Annotated in this window: 17 protein-coding genes and 1 riboswitch; of the genes, 6 read left to right on the forward strand and 11 right to left on the reverse strand. The window is 51.9% G+C overall.

Annotated elements, in window-relative coordinates; translation table 11 throughout:
* Positions 1–51 precede the first annotated feature (51 nt).
* The 6 genes from ACE41H_RS22910 to ACE41H_RS22935 all read right to left on the reverse strand — a co-directional run bounded on the left by ACE41H_RS22910 (position 52) and on the right by ACE41H_RS22935 (position 7,134).
* Positions 52–1,605: a response regulator transcription factor gene (locus ACE41H_RS22910; RefSeq protein WP_375357885.1), complete on the reverse strand. Its 1,554-nt coding sequence runs from the start codon at positions 1,603–1,605 to the stop codon at positions 52–54.
* Positions 1,583–3,361 carry a sensor histidine kinase gene (locus ACE41H_RS22915; protein WP_375357886.1) on the reverse strand — a complete coding sequence of 593 codons (1,779 nt, stop codon included), beginning with the start codon at positions 3,359–3,361 and terminating at the stop codon, positions 1,583–1,585. Before ACE41H_RS22915 ends, ACE41H_RS22910 begins: the two co-directional genes overlap by 23 nt.
* A gap of 121 nt (positions 3,362–3,482) precedes the next feature.
* Positions 3,483–3,740, reverse strand: a complete 258-nt coding sequence (locus ACE41H_RS22920; protein ID WP_375357887.1) for a hypothetical protein — start codon at positions 3,738–3,740, stop codon at positions 3,483–3,485.
* Positions 3,741–3,825: 85 nt separating this feature from the next.
* The gene (locus tag ACE41H_RS22925) at positions 3,826–4,704 is read right to left on the reverse strand and encodes an inositol monophosphatase family protein (protein WP_375357888.1); all 879 of its coding nucleotides are present in this window, start codon (positions 4,702–4,704) and stop codon (positions 3,826–3,828) included.
* Positions 4,705–4,985: 281 nt separating this feature from the next.
* Positions 4,986–6,077, reverse strand: coding sequence for a D-alanine--D-alanine ligase (locus ACE41H_RS22930; protein ID WP_375357889.1), 1,092 nt, complete (start codon positions 6,075–6,077; stop codon positions 4,986–4,988).
* Between the two features lie 55 nt (positions 6,078–6,132).
* Positions 6,133–7,134, reverse strand: coding sequence for an amidase domain-containing protein (locus tag ACE41H_RS22935; protein WP_375357890.1), 1,002 nt, complete (start codon positions 7,132–7,134; stop codon positions 6,133–6,135).
* A gap of 199 nt (positions 7,135–7,333) precedes the next feature.
* On the opposite strand from ACE41H_RS22935, the gene acnA reads away from it, so the two are divergent.
* From acnA to ACE41H_RS22950, 3 genes are all read left to right on the forward strand, one after another.
* Positions 7,334–10,051 carry an aconitate hydratase AcnA gene (gene acnA, locus ACE41H_RS22940; RefSeq protein ID WP_375357891.1) on the forward strand — a complete coding sequence of 906 codons (2,718 nt, stop codon included), beginning with the start codon at positions 7,334–7,336 and terminating at the stop codon, positions 10,049–10,051.
* A gap of 120 nt (positions 10,052–10,171) precedes the next feature.
* Complete coding sequence (locus ACE41H_RS22945; RefSeq protein WP_375357892.1) at positions 10,172–11,122, forward strand: helix-turn-helix transcriptional regulator; 951 nt, start codon at positions 10,172–10,174, stop codon at positions 11,120–11,122.
* A 74-nt stretch (positions 11,123–11,196) separates the two neighbouring features.
* Positions 11,197–11,973 (forward strand): effector binding domain-containing protein, encoded by a 777-nt coding sequence (locus ACE41H_RS22950; RefSeq protein WP_375357893.1) that lies wholly within the window; start codon positions 11,197–11,199, stop codon positions 11,971–11,973.
* Between the two features lie 95 nt (positions 11,974–12,068).
* Here the strand turns inward: ACE41H_RS22950 and thiC are convergent, their stop codons facing one another.
* Both thiC and ACE41H_RS22960 read right to left on the reverse strand, forming a co-directional pair.
* On the reverse strand, positions 12,069–13,844 hold the full coding sequence (thiC, locus tag ACE41H_RS22955) for a phosphomethylpyrimidine synthase ThiC (RefSeq protein ID WP_375357894.1): 1,776 nt from the start codon (positions 13,842–13,844) through the stop codon (positions 12,069–12,071).
* 182 nt (positions 13,845–14,026) lie between these two features.
* Positions 14,027–14,139: riboswitch (TPP riboswitch) on the reverse strand.
* Positions 14,140–14,614: 475 nt separating this feature from the next.
* On the reverse strand, positions 14,615–15,280 hold the full coding sequence (locus ACE41H_RS22960) for a hypothetical protein (RefSeq protein ID WP_375357895.1): 666 nt from the start codon (positions 15,278–15,280) through the stop codon (positions 14,615–14,617).
* Between the two features lie 250 nt (positions 15,281–15,530).
* Here ACE41H_RS22960 and ACE41H_RS22965 point away from each other — a divergent pair, with 250 nt between their 5' ends.
* On the forward strand, positions 15,531–16,406 hold the full coding sequence (locus ACE41H_RS22965; protein WP_375357896.1) for a copper amine oxidase N-terminal domain-containing protein: 876 nt from the start codon (positions 15,531–15,533) through the stop codon (positions 16,404–16,406).
* Positions 16,407–16,499: 93 nt separating this feature from the next.
* Here ACE41H_RS22965 and ACE41H_RS22970 read toward each other — a convergent pair whose 3' ends face one another.
* Positions 16,500–16,811 (reverse strand): hypothetical protein, encoded by a 312-nt coding sequence (locus ACE41H_RS22970; RefSeq protein WP_375357897.1) that lies wholly within the window; start codon positions 16,809–16,811, stop codon positions 16,500–16,502.
* Between ACE41H_RS22970 and ACE41H_RS22975 the strand changes: the two genes are divergently transcribed.
* Together ACE41H_RS22975 and ACE41H_RS22980 are read left to right on the forward strand one after the other, a co-directional pair.
* Positions 16,794–17,663 (forward strand): DinB/UmuC family translesion DNA polymerase, encoded by an 870-nt coding sequence (locus tag ACE41H_RS22975; RefSeq protein WP_375357898.1) that lies wholly within the window; start codon positions 16,794–16,796, stop codon positions 17,661–17,663. The genes ACE41H_RS22970 and ACE41H_RS22975 overlap by 18 nt on opposite strands.
* The gene (locus tag ACE41H_RS22980) at positions 17,660–17,974 is read left to right on the forward strand and encodes a YolD-like family protein (protein WP_375357899.1); all 315 of its coding nucleotides are present in this window, start codon (positions 17,660–17,662) and stop codon (positions 17,972–17,974) included. Before ACE41H_RS22975 ends, ACE41H_RS22980 begins: the two co-directional genes overlap by 4 nt.
* Before the next feature lie 220 nt (positions 17,975–18,194).
* On the opposite strand, the gene ACE41H_RS22985 is transcribed toward ACE41H_RS22980, so the two are convergent.
* Complete coding sequence (locus ACE41H_RS22985; RefSeq protein ID WP_375357900.1) at positions 18,195–18,485, reverse strand: hypothetical protein; 291 nt, start codon at positions 18,483–18,485, stop codon at positions 18,195–18,197.
* Positions 18,486–18,496: 11 nt separating this feature from the next.
* Positions 18,497–18,814 (reverse strand): hypothetical protein, encoded by a 318-nt coding sequence (locus ACE41H_RS22990; protein ID WP_375357901.1) that lies wholly within the window; start codon positions 18,812–18,814, stop codon positions 18,497–18,499.
* Positions 18,815–18,939 lie beyond the last annotated feature (125 nt).

The raw sequence follows: 18,939 nt of genomic DNA on the forward strand, positions 1-18,939 counted from the left end.
TCTTCAAAAAACAGAGGGACCGCTCTTGCTTGAGACGGTTCCTCTGTTTTGCTAATCATGAGATTTAATATACTCGGATGGCGTCATGCCGGTCCATTTCTTGAACACCTGGCTGAAATACTGCGCATTGCCGCCAAACCCGAACATTTCGGCAAGCTCGAACACCTTCACATCTCCGCTGCCGCGGATGTGCTCCGCCGCCCTTTCAATCCGGAAGCGGTTCACGTAGTGCGAGAAGGTTTCTCCGGTGACTTTTTTGAATATTTTCCCGAGATAATCGGAATTCATATACAGCATCTGGCTGGCAACACCGTTCAGCGAAAGCTCCGCATTGGCATAGTTCTCCTCGATGATCAGGAGCATCTTCTCCACCGTGGAGGATTGGCGGCAAATGTTCCGCCTGTAGTACATGAACGTCAGCCGCTCCACCGCGTCTTTCACAAAGGCCTGCAAAGCCGGTAGCGTGCCGATCTCCGCAAGCTCCGCCATTCGCGCCGTAAAGAGCGGACGTTCCTCCTGCGGACAAATGCGGATCATCGCCGCGTACAACTGCAGTACATAGGAACGAGTGACTGTAATTTCATACCTTTGCTGCGCCATGATAGTGAACAGGCGCTCCACCTCGGCAGCCGCTTCCTCCACATTGCCCGCCTTGACCAGCAGGCAAAATTTGTCCTCATCCATTTCAAAATCCGCATTCTCTCTGGCCTCCGCCGGAGCGATATCCTCCTTGGTGATCAGACTGCCTTTTCCAGTATAAAAACGGTGATTCATGCAGTGCAGCGTCTCCTTGTACATCCGCCTCGCATGTTGCACCCGGTCCCCTTCGCTGACCGCGGCTGTCACCTCCAGCTTGTAAAATTTGCTGAACGTGGCTCTCACCATCTCGATGTCCCGGATCGGCGCCGCCGAATCAGCCGGATTCTCCATGACGATCAGCAGCTGCCCCTCGATCGTAGTGCTGAACAGCACACCTTGCAGCAGATCGGAGGCAATATTCTGCAACGCAAACAAATGCTCTGGCTCATGCGCTTCCTCCAGCCGCAGCAGCAGCATCCTGACCTCCCGCCCGCCCAGCTCAAGGCCGAACAGCTGCTGGTAATATTCGAGCTCGCGGCTGCCATAGGTTTTGTTGGTAACAAGCTCCCTGAGAAATTGCTCTTTGACATGTGGCAGCATTTTGCGGAAATCCTGCTTCATGCGGCTGACGAAGGTCTCCCGCTCATGCTGCTCCTTCCTTTCTGACAGCAGTTCCGCCAGCGCCTCCTGAATTTGCTGCTCATTGCACGGCTTCAGCAGGTAATGCTTTACTCCATACTGCATCGCCCGGCAGGCATAATCAAAATCCTTATAGCCAGAAAGCATGATAAAGCGGATATCCGGGAACTGCTCATACGTCTTGGCGACAAGACCGATGCCGTCCAGGCCGGGCATGGAAATATCGCTGATCACAATATCGGGCTGAACTGTACGGATTTGGTCAAAGGCCTCAATGCCGTTGCGGGCCGTTCCGACAAGCCGTGTGCCGGCGCTGCTCCAATCCACGACCTGTGAAATGCCGTCCAGAATGACACGCTCATCATCAACCAGCAGCACTTTGTACATGCTGTTCTCCCCCTTCAATTAAAGGAATCCTTATCGTGACCGACGTTCCTTCATCCGGCCGGCTGTCCAGCTCAAGCCCCCACTGTGGTCCAAAGGTCAGATGGATGCGCTCCTGAATATTGTTCAGGCCGATGCCCTGCCCGCGCGTCCGGACCTGACCGCTGCGCAGCCTGGCAAGGAATTCGCTGCTCATTCCCGGACCGTCATCCTGCACCATGACAAGCAGCACACCGTTCTCCTGACGCGCAGTGATCGTAATGGTGCATGGATCAATGTGTGGCTCAAGCGCATAATGGATAGCGTTCTCCACCAGCGGCTGCAGCGTCAGCTTGGGGAAGAGGGCATTGTCCAGGCCATCTTCGATATCCAGGCTGAACCGGAGACGTTCTTCAAACCGGGTCGTTTGGATCGTGACATAGCTGCGGACAATGTCCAGCTCCTTTGCGAGCGGAATCAACTGTTCCCGGAAGCTTACCGCGCTGCGCAGCAGGAAACCGAGCGCCTCGACCATTTCCGATATTTTATGCTGCTTGTTCACCTTGGCCAGCCAATTGACCGATTCAAGCGTGTTATATAAAAAATGTGGATTAATCTGCGCCTGAAGCGCTTTCAATTCGGTTTCCCGCAGTAACAGCTGTTTGGCATAATTCTCATTGATCAGCTCGCGGATGCGACTGATCATCTTTCTGTATGTCCGGTGCAACAGCCGCACCTCATCATGGGATGTTGAAGGAATGAACCCGAGGGCCTCTTCCTCAAGCCTGTCCAGATCGCCCTTCTCAATATTGCGCATGTGCCCGATCAACTGGTGGATCGGCCTCGTAATGCTGCCTGACAGCCTTGCTCCTAAAACCAAGGCAACGATAAACAACAGGATAAAAATTACAGTTATCAATTGCTTAATGATTGCAATGCTGCGGAACATATCATCAAACGGGGTTGTATGAAGATAGGTCCAGCCTGTGTAGGAAGAGCGTGCCTGTGCCGTAAAATACGTTCCCCCCGCATAAGTGCCGATTCCGTAGGGCTGCTCCCTCCCCAGTTCGGTTCTGAGCTCAGCCGGATGAAGCAGCGGCTTTTCCGGATAAATGATTTGCGTTCCGTCTGTGATGATAAGCTGGCCTGTATCCTCATCATGCACACGGTCATTGACGATCCGGTCCATCCGAATGCGTATAACCAATGTCCCCAGGCCCTCCAGAGAAAATGAGGAATCGCTGAAGGATTTGATCTGGCGGACCGCAAGCAGTGAAGAATGAACGCCGGCATACCAGGCGTTGGAGCCGTTTTTACCCTCCGCCAGCCGGGTCAGATCTGACTGCAGCTGCTCAGACATGCCTTCCCGGTTGCCCGCGGACATTACATAACGCTGATTGTCGAGCAGCATCATGGAGTAGACATATTTCTCCGATCCGGCGAACGCAATCAGCCGGTTGGTAATCTTCCTGCGCAGCACCAATTTGTCGTAAGGGGACGTCTCATACTTAAGCTTCCGAAGATACTCCTGCAACTGCTCATCAGACACGACCTTGAAGGTAAGCTGCTCCATATCCTTGAGCAGATTTTCTATTCCGATGGAGGACATATTGAGCACTTCAGACGTCTTGAGATACATTTGTTCATCATAAATCCGGAACACATAACCCAGCACCGCCGCAAAAATAATAAAGCTGACAAGCATCAGCACTGAAATGAGCAGCATCATCTTACGATGAATCCCGGCATGTATGAAAGCGTTTTTAATGAAATGCGCCATCATATCTCCTCCTTCACGGTTCATGCGGTGCGGGGATAGATCCTCGGATAAGCTTTAAGAAAAAAATACCCCATGCCCTAAACTTAGGCAAGAGGTATTTTCACAAAATGTACCATATCTTTCATTTTTGACCCCACTCATTCGTCGGCCTGGACTGCTGCGCCCTTTTCATGTAATCTTCGTAGCGGTCGTCCAGCTCCCTGGCCATGCTGCGATACTTCAGCGTATGCTCAACAATGGGATCAAGCCGGGTCTGGATGCGGACCTCGTACTTGGGCGCAAAATTCACCCGTTCCTGCTCCTTACTGTCCCCGGTCTGCATTTCGCCTTCCGTCAGCATTTCACGCAGCCTGCGTTCCAGTTCTTCCGGGTTTTCCATAACTTCATTCCTCCTTCGGCCGCAGCGTGCGGCTGTGAATTCAGTATAGGCAGTTATGGCTGCAGCCATGTATCCGCTGGCTGGATCACTCCTGTCCGGTTGCCCCCGCTTGCTTCAAGACGGCAGCCAGCTCCTGATGAATCGCCCCATTGCTGGCGATCACATGCCGGACACCGAGATCATAAGGCTGGCCAAGCGTATCCGTAACGATACCACCCGCTTCCTGCACCAGCAGCGCACCAGCGGCCAAATCCCAGGCGTTCAGCCCGACCTCCGTATAAGCGCTGAGTCGCCCGGCAGCCACATATGCCAAATGCAGAGCGGCGGACCCGACAGCGCGCAGGCTTCTGACCTGCGGAGCCAGAGCCTGAACAGCCCGCATGTTGACAGGCATGGCAAAGCCGGGGTCCGGCGGAAAGCCGACAGCCACCAGACTGTCAGAGAGACGGTTCTCCCCGGATACGGTCATGGGATTGCCATGAACATAGACGCCCTTACCTTTCTCGGCCACAAACATCTCATCCCGTGAAGGGTCGTAAATGACCCCTACGATAACCTCACCCTTATGAGCGAGGGCAATTGAGACGGAGTAGAAGGGAAGTCCGTGCACAAAATTGGTTGTTCCGTCCACCGGATCAACAATCCAGAGATACTCCTCTTCAAGCGCGGCGGCAAGCGCTTGGGCTGACGCCTCTGCTCCAGGCCCCACACCTTCTTCACCAAGGATGGCATGGTCCGGAAAATGGGTCAGGATAAGCCGGCGAATCATCTGTTCGGCACCTTTATCCACCTCGGTTACGAGATCCTGCGGTGAATGCTTCGTGTTCAGCTGCTTGACGGTGCCCAGCCTGCTCTTGATCCATTCCCCCGCCTTGGAGGCGGCGTTGACCGCCACAGCGGTATAGCTTTTGCTTGATACGACATAGGGAACCTTATCTACGCCATTCTCCTTCAAAATGCTCACTCTACTTTCTATATCATTCTATCGAGCAATACACTGATGCTTTAAACAGGATACGCCGTGCCTGATGCAAAGTTTCGCCTAAATCCGAATCCGGTGATCTGCTGCCTTTACGGCTCAATGTCATGCTCCTCTAACCGCGCTGCTGATGCACGCTTGTCCCCATATGCGGCGGGGGCCTCCTTACCAATCTTACCCGGAAAAAGCTTCAGCGATTCAATCCGTCAAGCGGAAAAAAGGAGCATGCACTCCCTTCGTCCGGCATATCTCCTGAGGTTAAGAGGTTAAATGTTCTCGTAGTTCAGTTTCGATCTGCGTTCATAACGCTCCAGCCCCAGGCTGATCATGCGGTCCAGAAGTTCCGCGTAGGACAGCCCCGTCTCACGCCACAAAAGCGGGTACATACTGTAAGGCGTGAAGCCCGGCATGGTGTTGACCTCATTGATCAGAATCTTGCCGTCGGACTTGCGCAGGAAAAAGTCGGCACGGGTTATTCCGCAGCCTTCAATCGAGCGAAAAGCGTGCAGCGCCGCTGCGCGGATCTGCTCTGCCTTCTCTGCGTCTATCGGCGCGGGAATCAGCATTTCGGACTGGCCATCCGTGTATTTGGCGGTATAATCGTAATACTCCGCCGAAGACATGATCTCGCCGGGCACCGACGCAATCGGCTCTTCATTGCCAAGCACGCTGACCTCAATCTCGCGCGCATCGACAAACTCCTCGACAATGACCTTCAAGTCATAGCGGAACGCAAACTCTACGGCCTGCTCCAGTTCTTCCCGGTTGCGCGCTTTGGAAATGCCGACACTGGAGCCCAGATTCGCAGGTTTTACAAAGCTTGGGTAGCCCAGCTTATCCTCCATTTCCTGAATGAGACCATGGCGGTCGTTCCCCCACTGGGCATGACTGAAGTAGCAGTACTGCACCTGCGGAAGCCCCGCCTGGGCGAACAGCTTCTTCATGACGCCTTTATCCATCCCGGCGGCTGAAGCCAGGACGCCGGCGCCCACATAAGGCATGTCGGCCATTTCGAACAGCCCCTGGATCGTCCCGTCCTCGCCAAAGGTGCCATGCAGCAGCGGGAACATGATATCCGGCCCCGCCGGACCGCCATAAAGTCTGGAGAACAGGGAGTCCATGGCTGCCTTCGTGCCGCCGAATGCATTCTCCAGCTTAAGCTCCCCGGCTTCTGCAAACGGTGCGTCCATCTCCTCCCCCTTTCTCCACTCGCCCTGCTTCGTAATATAAAAAGGAATAATTTTATATTTACTGAAGTCAAATGCATTCATCACGGCAAATGCAGTCTGCAGCGAGACCTCATGTTCACCCGATTTTCCCCCGTATACCAAGCCTACGGCCAGACTCTTCTCAACCATATGTACCTCCGCTTTCCTTCTTCAAGTTGAACAGGCTGATAACGATGCCAGCAAATCAAAACTGGTCCGTTATATGATAGAAGCGATAGACCGTATTCTCCGTCCACGCATAGGAATCTCGATAATCCCAGTATCGGTGGCGTGCGCATACCGTATGGGCGTTAACCAGCGGCATGCCGCCCGCATCAAAAGCCGTCACGATCGTGCTGTGCTGAAATCTGCCGCTTCCGTCCCAGTCATACAGAATTACATCTCCAAGCGTCAGCTGATCGGGTCTTGCTACTTCACTGGCAGCAAGTCCCCAAGTGCTGGAGCGCAGGTACAGTCCCAGACTGTTCGCCATGGCCCAGCTATAGCTCCACAATTCGCGTCCGCCCGCCATTCCTTTATACCACCAGCCCGATTCTCTTTTACCAGTATAGTGGATCGGCGCCCCCCCTGCAAAGAGACATTGGGAGACAAAATTGGTACAATTCGCTTCAAAATTTTCAAACTCGGGATTGGTACCGTTCCACCATCGGTCCGCATAGGCGGCGGCTTCTTCGCGGTGGTATCTGCTCTGCCTTGCCGCACTGCCAAAACCGAGCACACTATGATTAAGCAGCGGCATATTCTCGGCGTGGATATATGCCGCAGACTCAAACGGCGCTTCCGCGCCGGACAGCCGCTGCTCTCCGACCACTCTCTCCACCCGTCTTACCCTCCATTCCGCGCCTTCCCTTCCGAAGGTCAAGCGCTCGCACTCCACCCGCTCCTCCCGGTGAGTCATGCCTGCCTTGTCATAAAAAAGGCGGACATGAAGAAGGACGTCAGCCACGACCTCCGCTTCCGTCTCCCGGAGCATACGCACCGGCTTGACCCGTGTCTCGGCGTGAATCGGAGTAGTGCCGCGTTCCCGGTGCCATTCCTTCATTCTGGCCATGCGCTCTCCTCTCTCCATCAGGAAACGCAGGTCTGTAACCACATTCTCCTCCTTGAGCGGACCGTATTCGATCTCGCATCTGTTGAACTGGTTTGCATATGTGAATAATGCCTGCTTCCAATCCGGGTGCAGCATGCCCTCTCCCCCTTTTTTGACCTGGCTTGCCCGACATCTGGGACATTCCTATCTTATCTGTATGAGCGCAGAAGGAATCCTATGAAGGGCATTTAAAACCCTTTACGAACATGCATGAAAACGGTATACTTATAACAAAAGCTTTTATTTTGAAATAGAGTTTCATCAAGTGAAACAACTCTGTCAAGGAGGTATTTTAATGTCAGGAAAAGACCAGTTTTCAATTGCCCGCAGCCTGGATGTTAACGGCAAATCTTACCGTTATTACAGCCTGAAGGCTCTGGAAGAGCAGGGTGAAGCGGGTATAACCAAGCTGCCTTTCTCTATCAAGGTATTGCTGGAAGCGGCGCTGCGCCAGTTTGACGGACGCGCCATTACGGAAGAGCATGTCAAGCAGCTCACGAAGTGGGCGGAAGAACGTGATGCCAATAAAGAAATCCCTTTCATTCCTGCGCGTATCGTGCTGCAGGATTTCACCGGGGTTCCGGTTGTCGTTGATTTGGCGGCCATGCGGGATACCGTTAAGAAAGCTGGCGGCGATCCCAAGCAAATCAACCCGCTTGTGCCAGTCGACCTGGTTATCGACCATTCCGTTATGGTCGACGCCTTCGGCTCCAAGGATGCGCTGGATTACAACATCGGCGTCGAATTCGAGCGCAATGAGGAGCGCTACCGTTTCCTGCGCTGGGCCCAGACGGCATTCGATAATTTCCGCGCCGTTCCTCCTTCCACCGGTATTGTGCATCAGGTGAACCTGGAGTATCTGGCTTCCGTGGCCGCTACCAAAACCGTGGACGGCGAAACGGTTGTATTCCCGGATTCCCTGGTCGGAACGGACTCCCACACGACCATGATCAACGGTCTTGGCGTTGTAGGCTGGGGTGTTGGCGGCATCGAGGCTGAAGCAGGCATGCTTGGTCAGCCGCTCTACTTCGTAACGCCTGATGTCATTGGCTTCAAGCTGACAGGCAGCCTTGCGGAAGGCTCAACAGCGACAGACCTGGCGCTTACCGTTACGGAAATGCTGCGCAAGAAAGGCGTTGTCGGCAAGTTTGTGGAATTTTACGGACCGGGTCTGGCGAACATCAGCCTCGCAGACCGCGCGACGGTCGCCAACATGGCTCCGGAATACGGCGCAACGATCGGTTTCTTCCCTGTGGATGCCGAGACGCTTGCTTATCTGCGCAGCACGGGCCGCAGCGACGAGCAAGTCGCGCTTGTCGAAGAATACTACAAAGCTCAAGGCATGTTCCGCACAGCCGATAGCCCTGATCCGGTGTTCAGCGATACGATTGAGCTGGATCTTGCGTCTGTAGTACCGAGCCTTGCCGGACCGAAACGTCCGCAGGACCGGATTGAGCTCACCCAAATGAAAGAAAACTTCAACAGTGTCATTCGTACACCTGTTGACAAAGGCGGCTACGGCTTGAGCGACGAGAAGATCGCGCAAAATGTGCCAGTATCGCACAAGGACGGCTCCACCAGCGAGATGGGCACTGGCGCAGTCGTGATTGCGGCCATCACAAGCTGCACCAACACGTCCAACCCGAGCGTTATGCTGGGCGCTGGCCTGCTTGCCAAGAAAGCCGTACAGCGTGGCCTCAAGAAGCCGGGTTATGTGAAGAGCAGCTTGACTCCGGGTTCGCTTGTCGTCACCGAGTATTTGCAGAAGGCCGGTCTGATCGATCCGCTGGAAGCGCTCGGCTTCCACGTTGCAGGCTACGGCTGCGCAACATGTATCGGCAACTCCGGTCCATTGCCTGAAGAAGTAAGCCAGGCCATCACCGATAACGATATGACGGTTGCGGCCGTTCTGTCCGGCAACCGGAACTTCGAAGGTCGTGTCCACGCACAGGTTAAAGCCAACTATCTGGCTTCTCCTCCGCTGGTTGTCGCCTATGCGCTGGCAGGCACGGTCAACATTGACCTGCAGAACGATCCGATCGGCTATGATCAGGAGAATCAGCCGGTCTACCTGAAGGATATCTGGCCGTCCTCCGAGGAAATCAAGGAAGCCATCAGTCTGTCTCTCAGCCCGGATATGTTCCGCAAGAAGTATGAAAATGTATTCACAGCCAACGAGAAATGGAACGCGATTGACGTCCCGGAAGGCGAGCTGTATGAGTGGGATTCAAACTCCACCTACATCCAGAACCCGCCGTTCTTCGAAGGGCTGCAGGACGGCATGAAGGACATTCAGGAGGTCCGCAACGCACGCGTGCTTGCATTGATGGGCGACTCCGTAACGACCGACCATATCTCCCCGGCGGGCAATATCGCGGTGAACAGCCCGGCAGGCAAATACCTGACCGAGAATGGCGTGGAGCGCAAGGACTTTAACTCCTACGGTTCCCGCCGTGGCAACCACGAGGTCATGATGCGCGGCACGTTCGCGAATATCCGTATCCGCAACCAGGTTGCCCCTGGCACGGAAGGCGGAGTGACCAAATATCTGCCTACGGACGAAGTCATGTCCATCTACGATGCTTCCATGAAGTATCAGGAAGCTGGGCAAAATCTGGTCGTTATCGCCGGCAAGGAGTACGGCACAGGCAGCTCCCGTGACTGGGCGGCGAAAGGCACATTCCTGCTTGGTGTGAAGGCCGTCATTGCGGAAAGCTTTGAACGGATTCACCGCAGCAACCTCGTTGGCATGGGCGTGCTGCCGCTGCAATTCCAGGAAGGCAATAGCTGGTCCAGCCTTGGGCTGAACGGTCAGGAGACCTTTGATATTCTCGGTATCGACAACGAAGTGAAACCAGGCCAGACTCTTACCGTTATCGCCAAGCGCGAAGACGGCACAAAATTCGAGTTCCCGGTAACGGCCCGTCTCGACAGCACGGTGGACATCGATTATTACCACAACGGAGGCATTCTGCAAACCGTATTGCGTCAGATGATTCAGAACAACAAGTAATATTTATCCGTTATTCCGAGCCCATCAGGACACTCTGGCGTCCTGATGGGCTTTTTGCTGTGCTTCCAAAGCTTTATAATCATTTACAACAGCTTTTAATACCCAAGGAGCGGATAAATCGTGAAAATAGATCGCCTGCTGGCCATTGTTATCCTTTTGCTGAACCGGCGTATGATTCAAGCCAAGGAGCTCTCCGAACGGTTTGAGGTATCAGTCAGGACCATTTACCGCGATATTGATGCGCTTGCCTGTGCAGGCATCCCTGTAGTGACCTATCAGGGCGCGGGCGGAGGAATTGGCCTGAGCGAAGGCTACCGTCTTGACCGGGCTTTGCTTAACGATGAAGAGCTGGCCGCCATCGTCACCGCTCTGCGCAGCCTGGCAACCTCCGATCCGGAGGCGGACCATCCCTCCTTGCTGCTGGAGAAGATACAGCAAATCATCCCCGCCTCCAGGGCGGAGCATTTTCGTTTTCGTACCGAGCAATTCATCGTGGATTATTCCGATTGGGGCGGCCGCGGGGAATTGCAGGGGGTCCTCTCCCTGCTCAAGCAGGCCATCAGCGGGCTTCATCCTGTCCACTTTCGCTACAAGGACGCAGAGGGACGAATAAGCTCCCGCAGCTTTGAGCCTTATACACTAGTGCTGAAGCATCACCAATGGTACGTGTACGGCCGCTGTATGGCACGCGAGCAGTTCCGGATGTTCAAGCTGATCCGGATGCGTGAGGTCTCTATTGCCGAAGACTCTACATTTGTCCGTGAACCGATTGTGCTTGAAGAACTGCCCTGGCAGCAAAGCTGGAACAAGCCGGATAACCAGATAAGGCTGGTGCTGCGTTTTAGTCCTGACAGGGTCCATCTTGCCGAAGAATGGTTTGGCCATGAGAATTTGGAGGAGGAGGAGGACCGGAGAGTCATCGTAACATGCCGCTTCCCGGAGAACGACTGGCTGTACGGCTTTATCCTCAGCTTTGGCGTACACGTGGAAGTGCTTGAGCCTCCGCATGTACGGGACCGTATTCGCACTATGGTGCAGCAGATGCAGCATAATTACGATGGCACCACCTGAACATGACAGTATGTTGTCATGTTTGCCTCCTTATACTGTAGGAACATATATACAGTTCAAAGGAGGCAAATGAAATGAGAACTAATGAACAATGTCAAAGTTGCGGCATGCCTATTAACAGTGAAGAGCTGGCAGGTACCGCTGCAAACGGAAGCCTGGTCTATGACTACTGCAAATACTGCTATCAGAACGGGAGCTTTACCCAGCCTGACATCACGATGGAGGATATGATCCGGTTGAGCATCCCTTTTCTGCTGCAGGAAGGCTGGGAAGAGGAAGCTGCGAGAAGCATGCTGTCCAAAACACTCCCCTTATTAAAGCGCTGGGCCGCTCAAGAAGCAGAAGCACCCTCTTCGTCAATACAGCCTCTTAAGTTTGTTGAAAAAGAAGCCATTACACTGGCAGGGAAGGCGGTCCGCACAACCAACGCCGCAGAAATGTCCGGACAAGGTCATATTCCCTCTCTCTGGGCTTCATTCCTCCAGGGAAGCAAAGAGATCGGGCCTTCGGGGCCTATTTACGGGTGCTATACGGACTATGAAAACGGAGTATTTGGAAAATATACCTACCTGTTGGGACATATTGTGCCTCCTGGGGATAAGATTCCGGATGGGCTGTCTTCGGTCACACTCCCTGCAGCCAGATATGCTGTCTTCCGGACCGCACACGGTCCGCTTCATCAGGTTGTTGCCGAAGCGTGGCAGCGCATATGGCAGTGGTCTGCGTCTGTCCAGGGGCTCGAACGAACCTTTTCCGGAGATTTCGAGCTGTACAATGAATTCGCCGGAAATGCCGCGAGCGGACAAGCGGACATTTATATTGCAGTGAGAAGCACCATTCGACATCACTAAAAAACGTTGCATAAATCTGATAAATCCGATCCATATGACGGGGCCTGCAGGCCCCATTTTTTTACAGAAAAAACTTCCATCTATACATTACGGTATTACCTGCTTCTTCCTTCACGATATTCCAGTGCCTTTTCTTCCAAACCTGCAGCAATAGCTTCCTCCTCGCCGATTCCTTTCTCTACGGCAAATGCCCGGATATCCTGTGTGATGCGCATGCTGCAAAACTTCGGGCCACACATCGAGCAAAAGTGCGCGTTCTTCGCCCCCTCGGCCGGCAGCGTCTCATCATGATACTCAAGCGCGCGTTCCGGGTCGAGGGACAGATTGAACTGATCGCGCCAACGGAATTCGAAGCGGGCCTTGGACAGAGCATCATCCCGCTGTTGCGCCCTTGGATGGCCTTTGGCAAGATCCGCAGCATGGGCAGCGATCTTGTAGGCGATCACCCCTTCACGCACATCGTCCCTGTTCGGCAGGCCAAGATGCTCCTTCGGTGTGACATAACAGAGCATGGAGGTTCCGAACCAGCCGATCATGGCAGCGCCAATCGCCGAGGTGATATGGTCATATCCGGGGGCGATATCCGTCGTAAGCGGCCCCAGCGTGTAGAATGGTGCTTCCTTGCAGATTTCCATCTGCAGATCCACGTTCTCCTTGATTTTATGCATAGGCACGTGACCAGGCCCCTCAATCATCACCTGTACATCATGCTTCCAGGCAATCTGCGTCAGCTCACCCAGCGTCGCCAGCTCAGCCATCTGAGCTTCATCGTTGGCATCATAAATACTGCCCGGACGCAGACCATCCCCGAGCGAAAAGGCGATATCATAGGTCTTCATAATTTCACAGATCTCTTCGAAGTGTGTATATAGAAAGTTCTCCTGATGATGAGCAAGGCACCAAGCCGCCATGATGGACCCGCCCCGCGACACGATGCCCGTCATCCGCTTGGCGGTCAGCGGAATATAACGGAGCAGCACGCCGGCATGAATCGTAAAATAATCCACCCCCTGCTCCGCCTGCTCAATCAGCGTATCGCGATATACTTCCCAGGTCAGCGCTTCGGCCTCCCCATTGACTTTTTCCAGCGCCTGATACAGCGGCACCGTTCCGATCGGCACGGGAGAGTTGCGGATGATCCACTCGCGCGTCGTATGGATGTTGCGGCCTGTCGACAGGTCCATCACCGTATCCGCTCCCCATCTAACAGCCCAGGTCATCTTCTCCACCTCCTCCTCTATGGAGGAGGTTACCGCCGAGTTGCCGATATTGGCGTTGATTTTGACATGAAAATGACGGCCGATCAGCATCGGCTCACTCTCCGGGTGGTTGATGTTGGAGGGCAGTATCGCCCTTCCGCTTGCCAGCTCCTGTCTTACGAATTCTGGATCAAGCCCCTCCCGGATTGCCGCAAATTCCATCTCCGGTGTTATGATTCCCCGGCGGGCATAGTGCATCTGGGTAACGTTGCGCCCCGGCAGCGCACGCAGCGGCCGGCTGACAGCGCCCGGGAATTCCGCGGCAGGACGGGTCCCGGACCGAAGCCCGTTATCCTCAGGCTGCACTGCTCTTCCTTCATAGCGGGCGACATCCCCTCTCTCCTCAATCCACGCCTGCCGCAGCTTGAGCAGTCCTTTGCGGATATCTGCCTGAAACGCCGGGTCGGTCATGGGACCGCTTGTATCGTACACACGCAGCGGGGCATTATGCTCAACCCCCTGCGGTGTATGGGTGTCATGCAGCGTTATCTCTCTTTCGGGCACCAGGATATCAGGTCTTGATCCCTGGATGTAGACCTTGGTGCTTGCCGGAAAGGCCCCGATATCCGTATTGGCTCCTCCTGCTGCTGTTTTCCGCTTGCTCTCTGTCATTTGCTTGCTCCTCCCGAGTCGTCTTATTCCTCATCGGGATCATACCGGAGAAAAACCGATGCTGACGGCCAACTGCAAAATGAAAAAGCCGGTTCCCGAAGGAACCGGCTGTATGCAAACAGGCCTCCATGCACTACCAAGGTATGCCCCTGGCTGCTGCACATGCTGCCTATCCATATAATTTCATTGGCCGGTTACTTCCCTACGCTGGTATGATCCAGATCAGGTACAAAGGGTCCGGAACCTGGAACGGTTCCATCTCAGCCCGGAATTACGGGCCCCCCCAGTAACTTCGGCAGCATCATGCCGCCGATTATAACTATGTTATTTCACAGACGGATGCCTCCGCCTTCCAGTTCAGGTTAGCCTAAAAAGAAAAGTTTGGCAACCCCATTAAGCCCTATGCCAGAAGTTTACCAATATATACGATAATCATAATAATGATAAAAACCAGCGGGGCGTAGCGGCTCTAAGGCGGGAAGAACACCCACCTAAGAGCCGCTACGCCCCGCTCGCTCTCCTGGTTCTCAGCCTTCGCTTTCCTGATCGATCCCCCGGCCACAGCGGATCCATCCTCCTGCAGCTGAACCTTCCAGTCCATCTGCTCTGCCTGCCGCATTGTCCAGGCTTGGTTTCAACCAAGCCCAGGCTGCAACCCGGCCAGAAAAAAGTGGTTCCTAAAATTGAGTCCTGCAGCTTTTCTGATAATCAGAAAGGAGACTACCCATTAATTGGATAGCCTCCTTTCCACACCACATATATTTTTCGATTTATACTGTCATAGAAACAGCATATCTTGCATTTGCCAGGTCATTCGTAGTGCCATTGATATCTGCAGGAGCAGGATTAGTCATAGTAGTTGGAGTATGAGCAAGAATTGCTTTGGTGTTACTCGAGGTAACGTTGATCCAATCAGCGTTTTTACCTGGACCTTTAAACATCATTGTGTCGCAAGTAATTTTACTGAAAGATAGTTTCCAAGCAGGTAATTGCGACGGCAAAGTTTCGTATTGATTTTGGAGTGTACCAAAAATAAATCGAGCCGCTTTATCAGTGCTTGAACTCGTTGTATACGTTCCTTGTGATACAAAGACACTTTTGAAGTTAACAAAGAATTCAACAAAGCCGTCATCCCGAAGAACAAGTTTAAGATGAATTCGTTCACCATCTTTAAATTGTGTGTAAGGTTCACCATTTTTCACTTCCGGACCATTTACAAACCAGTGCCATTTATACGTTTTTGTAGTAGGATCATAAAAACGAGAATCCGCCGCGCTGGAGACACCACATTCAAATCCAGCAACACCGCAATACATATTGATGTAGCCAGAGGGCATGCTTTTAGACGAAGGTAATGTTACATACCCTTGAAAACCTCTGTTCGTTAAGGTGTTGGTTTGTGGCACAATCTTCGCAAATTTAGCATATTCGGGCATTGAAATTTCCTCCTATTATATAACGTTACGTTACGTAGTATTGAGGTATGCAAAACACCTGGGATATCAAAACAAATAAGGGGTATCCCTCACCTAATTCATTTTGAAGTGTGTTACATCCACACCCTCATTATATAATAACACGTATCGTTACGCAATATATAATTTTGATTTATTTTACAACTTTTTTTTGTGAAATACGTTTAATGCTATAGAGATGATTTTTTTTACAAAAATGGAGGGATTGTATATGAAACAATTTAGATTTCTTTTTTCTGTATTGTTAGGTTCTCTATTACTGATTTCTTTCTCCCAGTCGTCATTCGCTGCTTCAAAAGTTCAATTAATCATTGATAGCCAAACAATCAAGACCGATTCTCCTCCAGAAACGTTAAATGGCTATACAATGGTGTCGTTATCATCCCTGAAACCATTAGGTTTAAATTTACAATGGGATCCTAAAACGAAAACTGTAATTGCTATATCAACTAAAAGTAAGGAAAAGCTTACACTTTCGGTAGGTAAAAAAACAGCCACCATGGGTAACCAAACGGTAACTTTGCAGTCTCCACCTGTTTTGAGAAATAACCGCGTTTTGGTACCTTTACGATTTATTAGTGAGGCATTTGATTCCCAAGTGTTTTGGAATAAAGATGAAAACTCGGTTGTGATTCGAAGCTCAGATAAAATCGCGGATTATAAAACGCTGTATGAGAGTAAAGATTTGGTTCAAGCTAGAAAAATAGCAGTTGATCTACCCACTTCCGATACCAATACATTAACTGAAACAGGTGAAGCTGTAACTTATGCTTACCACTTCCCTGAAGGAGAAGCCTTAAGATATTATTTTTATCAAGGCTCATTGGTTAGCTACTATGAAATTAAAAATGACGTGAAACATCTGGTTTGGGAAGCTGTACTCTCTGAAGACGGTAGCTATGTTAAAGAAAATGGGAAACGTCCGACAAAGGATAAAGCCCAGGTATATTTTGCAAAACACCGAATTGATGATGGTGTAGATTATGGCCGTTTAGGAGATAGCCAACCGCTAGTAGGAGAGGTTAAAGGTGGTCCTTTATCTGGGATTATCATGGCAATTCCTAATGAAGTACGTAAAGATAAATAATATGAAATCGGGCTATCCATTAGTTGGATAGCCGACCTTCCACACCACCAAGAAAAAGAGTTTGACGTAAATGTCAAACTCTTTCCCATATGCCTACCTCACACTCCCCGGCGAAAGCACAATCCAGCCCAAGCATCGCGCAAAGCCGCCTGTCCACTCCATCGCGTCCAAATGCATCATAGAACCGATTTCAAGCCTGTCTGCTATATAAGGCGCTTTTGGCGGGTTGCTTGGATCGGTCTTAAGCGAACCGTCATAATTATTATGAAGCGAACGCCATAATGTCCCGTTGGTATCCTCGCGCACGCATAATGTCGTAAGGACCGGTGCATGGCTGGGACCGGAAACGGTCGATACCGCCCCTTCTGAAAAAACCGTCGTTTTGAAGTGATAACCATCCGGCATCGTTACGCCACCGGGCTTGGCATTGCTGAGACAAAGATTCTGGCCAAGACGGCGTGTGATAACTACGCCAAAAAGAATCCGTCAGGCATTTACACGCTATCAAAAGACATGCTCGCGGGTACGCTATGGCAGCTGCCTGTAAGCAGCATGTTTATATCCAGAAGCAGGATGACCCGCCATTTCGCCGCGATGGGGCTGCATACCATTGGCAGCGTCGCCCAGACGCCTTTGGCCAGGCTAAAAGAAATGATGCGGAGGAAATTCGGTAAAAACTCCGACATCCAGGCGGAGATGTACTGGCGGATCGCCAACGGCATGGATGACAGCCCGGTCCGGCCGGAGACGCACCAGGTGGCTCCCAAGTCTGTCGGACATATGATGACGCTGCCCAGGGACTACGGAAACCTGGAGGAAATCAAAGTCGTGCTATTGGAACTAACCGAACTGGTCTGTCAGCGCTGCAGGGGCCTTGGCTTTATGGGACATGTTGTCTCCATTGGCTGCGCTGGAGCTGATTTTGACAGACCAACCGGTTTTCATCGGCAGCTGAAGATGGAGGACCCGTCCAACATTACCAACCAGGTTTACCGCTGGGCCTGTAGGCTCCTGGATCAGCACTGGAACAGACTCCCGATCCGGAGGGTGGGCGTCAGTCTGTCGCAGCTGGTTCCGGACACAGAGTATCAGCTTTCTTTATTCGATATGGGGCGAGAAAAGACCATAGCGCTGGAGCGAGCAACCGATGCCTTAAAACGTAAATATGGGGATTCAGTGATCATTCGTGCCGTTTCACAAACAGCTGCTGGCCAAGCTGTCGATCGATCGACCAAGATAGGAGGACACTTTAAATGACAACGAGGAAAAGGCTGGAGGGAAACGGTTTTTGGGAATCCAGCAGGATGATGCTGCCTGAGCATCGAGTAGCAATTAACCGGCAGCAGCGGGAAGAGCTCCGGAAACAAAAGCCGGTGCTGGATGATCAGGAAATGGAGTTCATCGAGGCAGCTCTTTCCGAATCATTACATAAGCATAGGACTTTCAGGATCCGTCTTTTCGACGAGTATGAAGATGTGGAGCTCAGCGGGATTGTAAACTCCATTCTTACGAGCAGGCGAGAAATCAAATTATCCGTGGCTCTGGGGAATGGCATTGGATACGCATAGAAGAAATCCTCTCGGCAGGTTCTGATTAAATGAAGCGGGACGCAGAAGGAATCGGAAAAAGCTGAAGTAAAAACACCGCATGAATTCAAGCACACCAGGAGGAAATAACAGGGGGTCCAGGGGGAAGGATTCCCCCTAGCGTCGCTCATGGTACCGCAGCTCCTAATGTCACCGTTGGAGCTGCGGCCATCTGGCACAGCCCCAACGGTGACAAATGAACTTAACCGATCAGCTCGTTACAATGATGGAGCTCGCTCACCGTCCATACATGTAGGCCGAGCTGACCGTAGATCTCCAATTTTTCAATCAGCGGATTTTCATCATAGAGCTTATGAGCCGCTTCGATGGCCGCCCGCTGTTCTTGCTCAAAACGGTTCATTCTGACCTCCCCTCTGCAGCTGGTAAAGGTAAGAACAAATTCATATTTTCTTGGCAGTCCCAGGACTTTTGCTACCTGCACCAAATCCAAAACCTGTTGCAGCAGCTCGTACGCATCCGGCCACCCCTCCAAGACTTCCCACGTTATGCCCTGCTGGTCCAGCGTGTCTGCATTTCATCATAAGCTCCTTTTTCTTTTGCCCATGCAATGTCAATATTCTTAGCTTTTTGTTCGGTAACTGCTACGCGTATCCTGTCTTTTTCGTTTTTAAAAGGAAGAGTACGTACAAATACGTCTTGTCGACATACAGGGCAAGCTTTTTTACGGGACAATGGTTTTTCGAAATTGCTATGGCAATATGGACATTTCGCATCTTCTAAAAGCAGCATCCCTTCTTCCAAGGAAGTATTACCCAAATTACTATTTGAAAGAAGACTTTTAATGATACGAATGATGTTCATCAGGACTCACCTCACTCCATCTTTCAGTTCTAACAAATATCCGCTAATTAACTTGAGTGTTGCAAATTCATTCGAGTAAGGTAGAAAATGGACAGACTTGTAGCGAGATACGATTTTTAGCCTTA

The sequence above is a fragment of the Paenibacillus enshidis genome (assembly GCF_042136365.1).
In the GTDB taxonomy this organism is placed as follows: Bacteria; Bacillota; Bacilli; order Paenibacillales; family Paenibacillaceae; genus Paenibacillus; species Paenibacillus enshidis.

Coding starts and splice junctions, on each gene's coding strand:
- ACE41H_RS22935 (WP_375357890.1), bottom strand. CDS start 7,134: ATGCTGCACCCGGATTGGAAGCAGGCATTATTCACATATGCAAACCAG.
- ACE41H_RS22930 (WP_375357889.1), bottom strand. CDS start 6,077: ATGGTTGAGAAGAGTCTGGCCGTAGGCTTGGTATACGGGGGAAAATCG.
- ACE41H_RS22970 (WP_375357897.1), bottom strand. CDS start 16,811: ATGCCGGATGGTTATCACTTCAAAACGACGGTTTTTTCAGAAGGGGCG.
- ACE41H_RS22915 (WP_375357886.1), bottom strand. CDS start 3,361: ATGGCGCATTTCATTAAAAACGCTTTCATACATGCCGGGATTCATCGT.
- ACE41H_RS22965 (WP_375357896.1), top strand. CDS start 15,531: ATGAAACAATTTAGATTTCTTTTTTCTGTATTGTTAGGTTCTCTATTA.
- ACE41H_RS22990 (WP_375357901.1), bottom strand. CDS start 18,814: ATGAACATCATTCGTATCATTAAAAGTCTTCTTTCAAATAGTAATTTG.
- thiC (WP_375357894.1), bottom strand. CDS start 13,844: ATGACAGAGAGCAAGCGGAAAACAGCAGCAGGAGGAGCCAATACGGAT.
- acnA (WP_375357891.1), top strand. CDS start 7,334: ATGTCAGGAAAAGACCAGTTTTCAATTGCCCGCAGCCTGGATGTTAAC.
- ACE41H_RS22910 (WP_375357885.1), bottom strand. CDS start 1,605: ATGTACAAAGTGCTGCTGGTTGATGATGAGCGTGTCATTCTGGACGGC.
- ACE41H_RS22920 (WP_375357887.1), bottom strand. CDS start 3,740: ATGGAAAACCCGGAAGAACTGGAACGCAGGCTGCGTGAAATGCTGACG.
- ACE41H_RS22960 (WP_375357895.1), bottom strand. CDS start 15,280: ATGCCCGAATATGCTAAATTTGCGAAGATTGTGCCACAAACCAACACC.
- ACE41H_RS22980 (WP_375357899.1), top strand. CDS start 17,660: ATGACAACGAGGAAAAGGCTGGAGGGAAACGGTTTTTGGGAATCCAGC.
- ACE41H_RS22950 (WP_375357893.1), top strand. CDS start 11,197: ATGAGAACTAATGAACAATGTCAAAGTTGCGGCATGCCTATTAACAGT.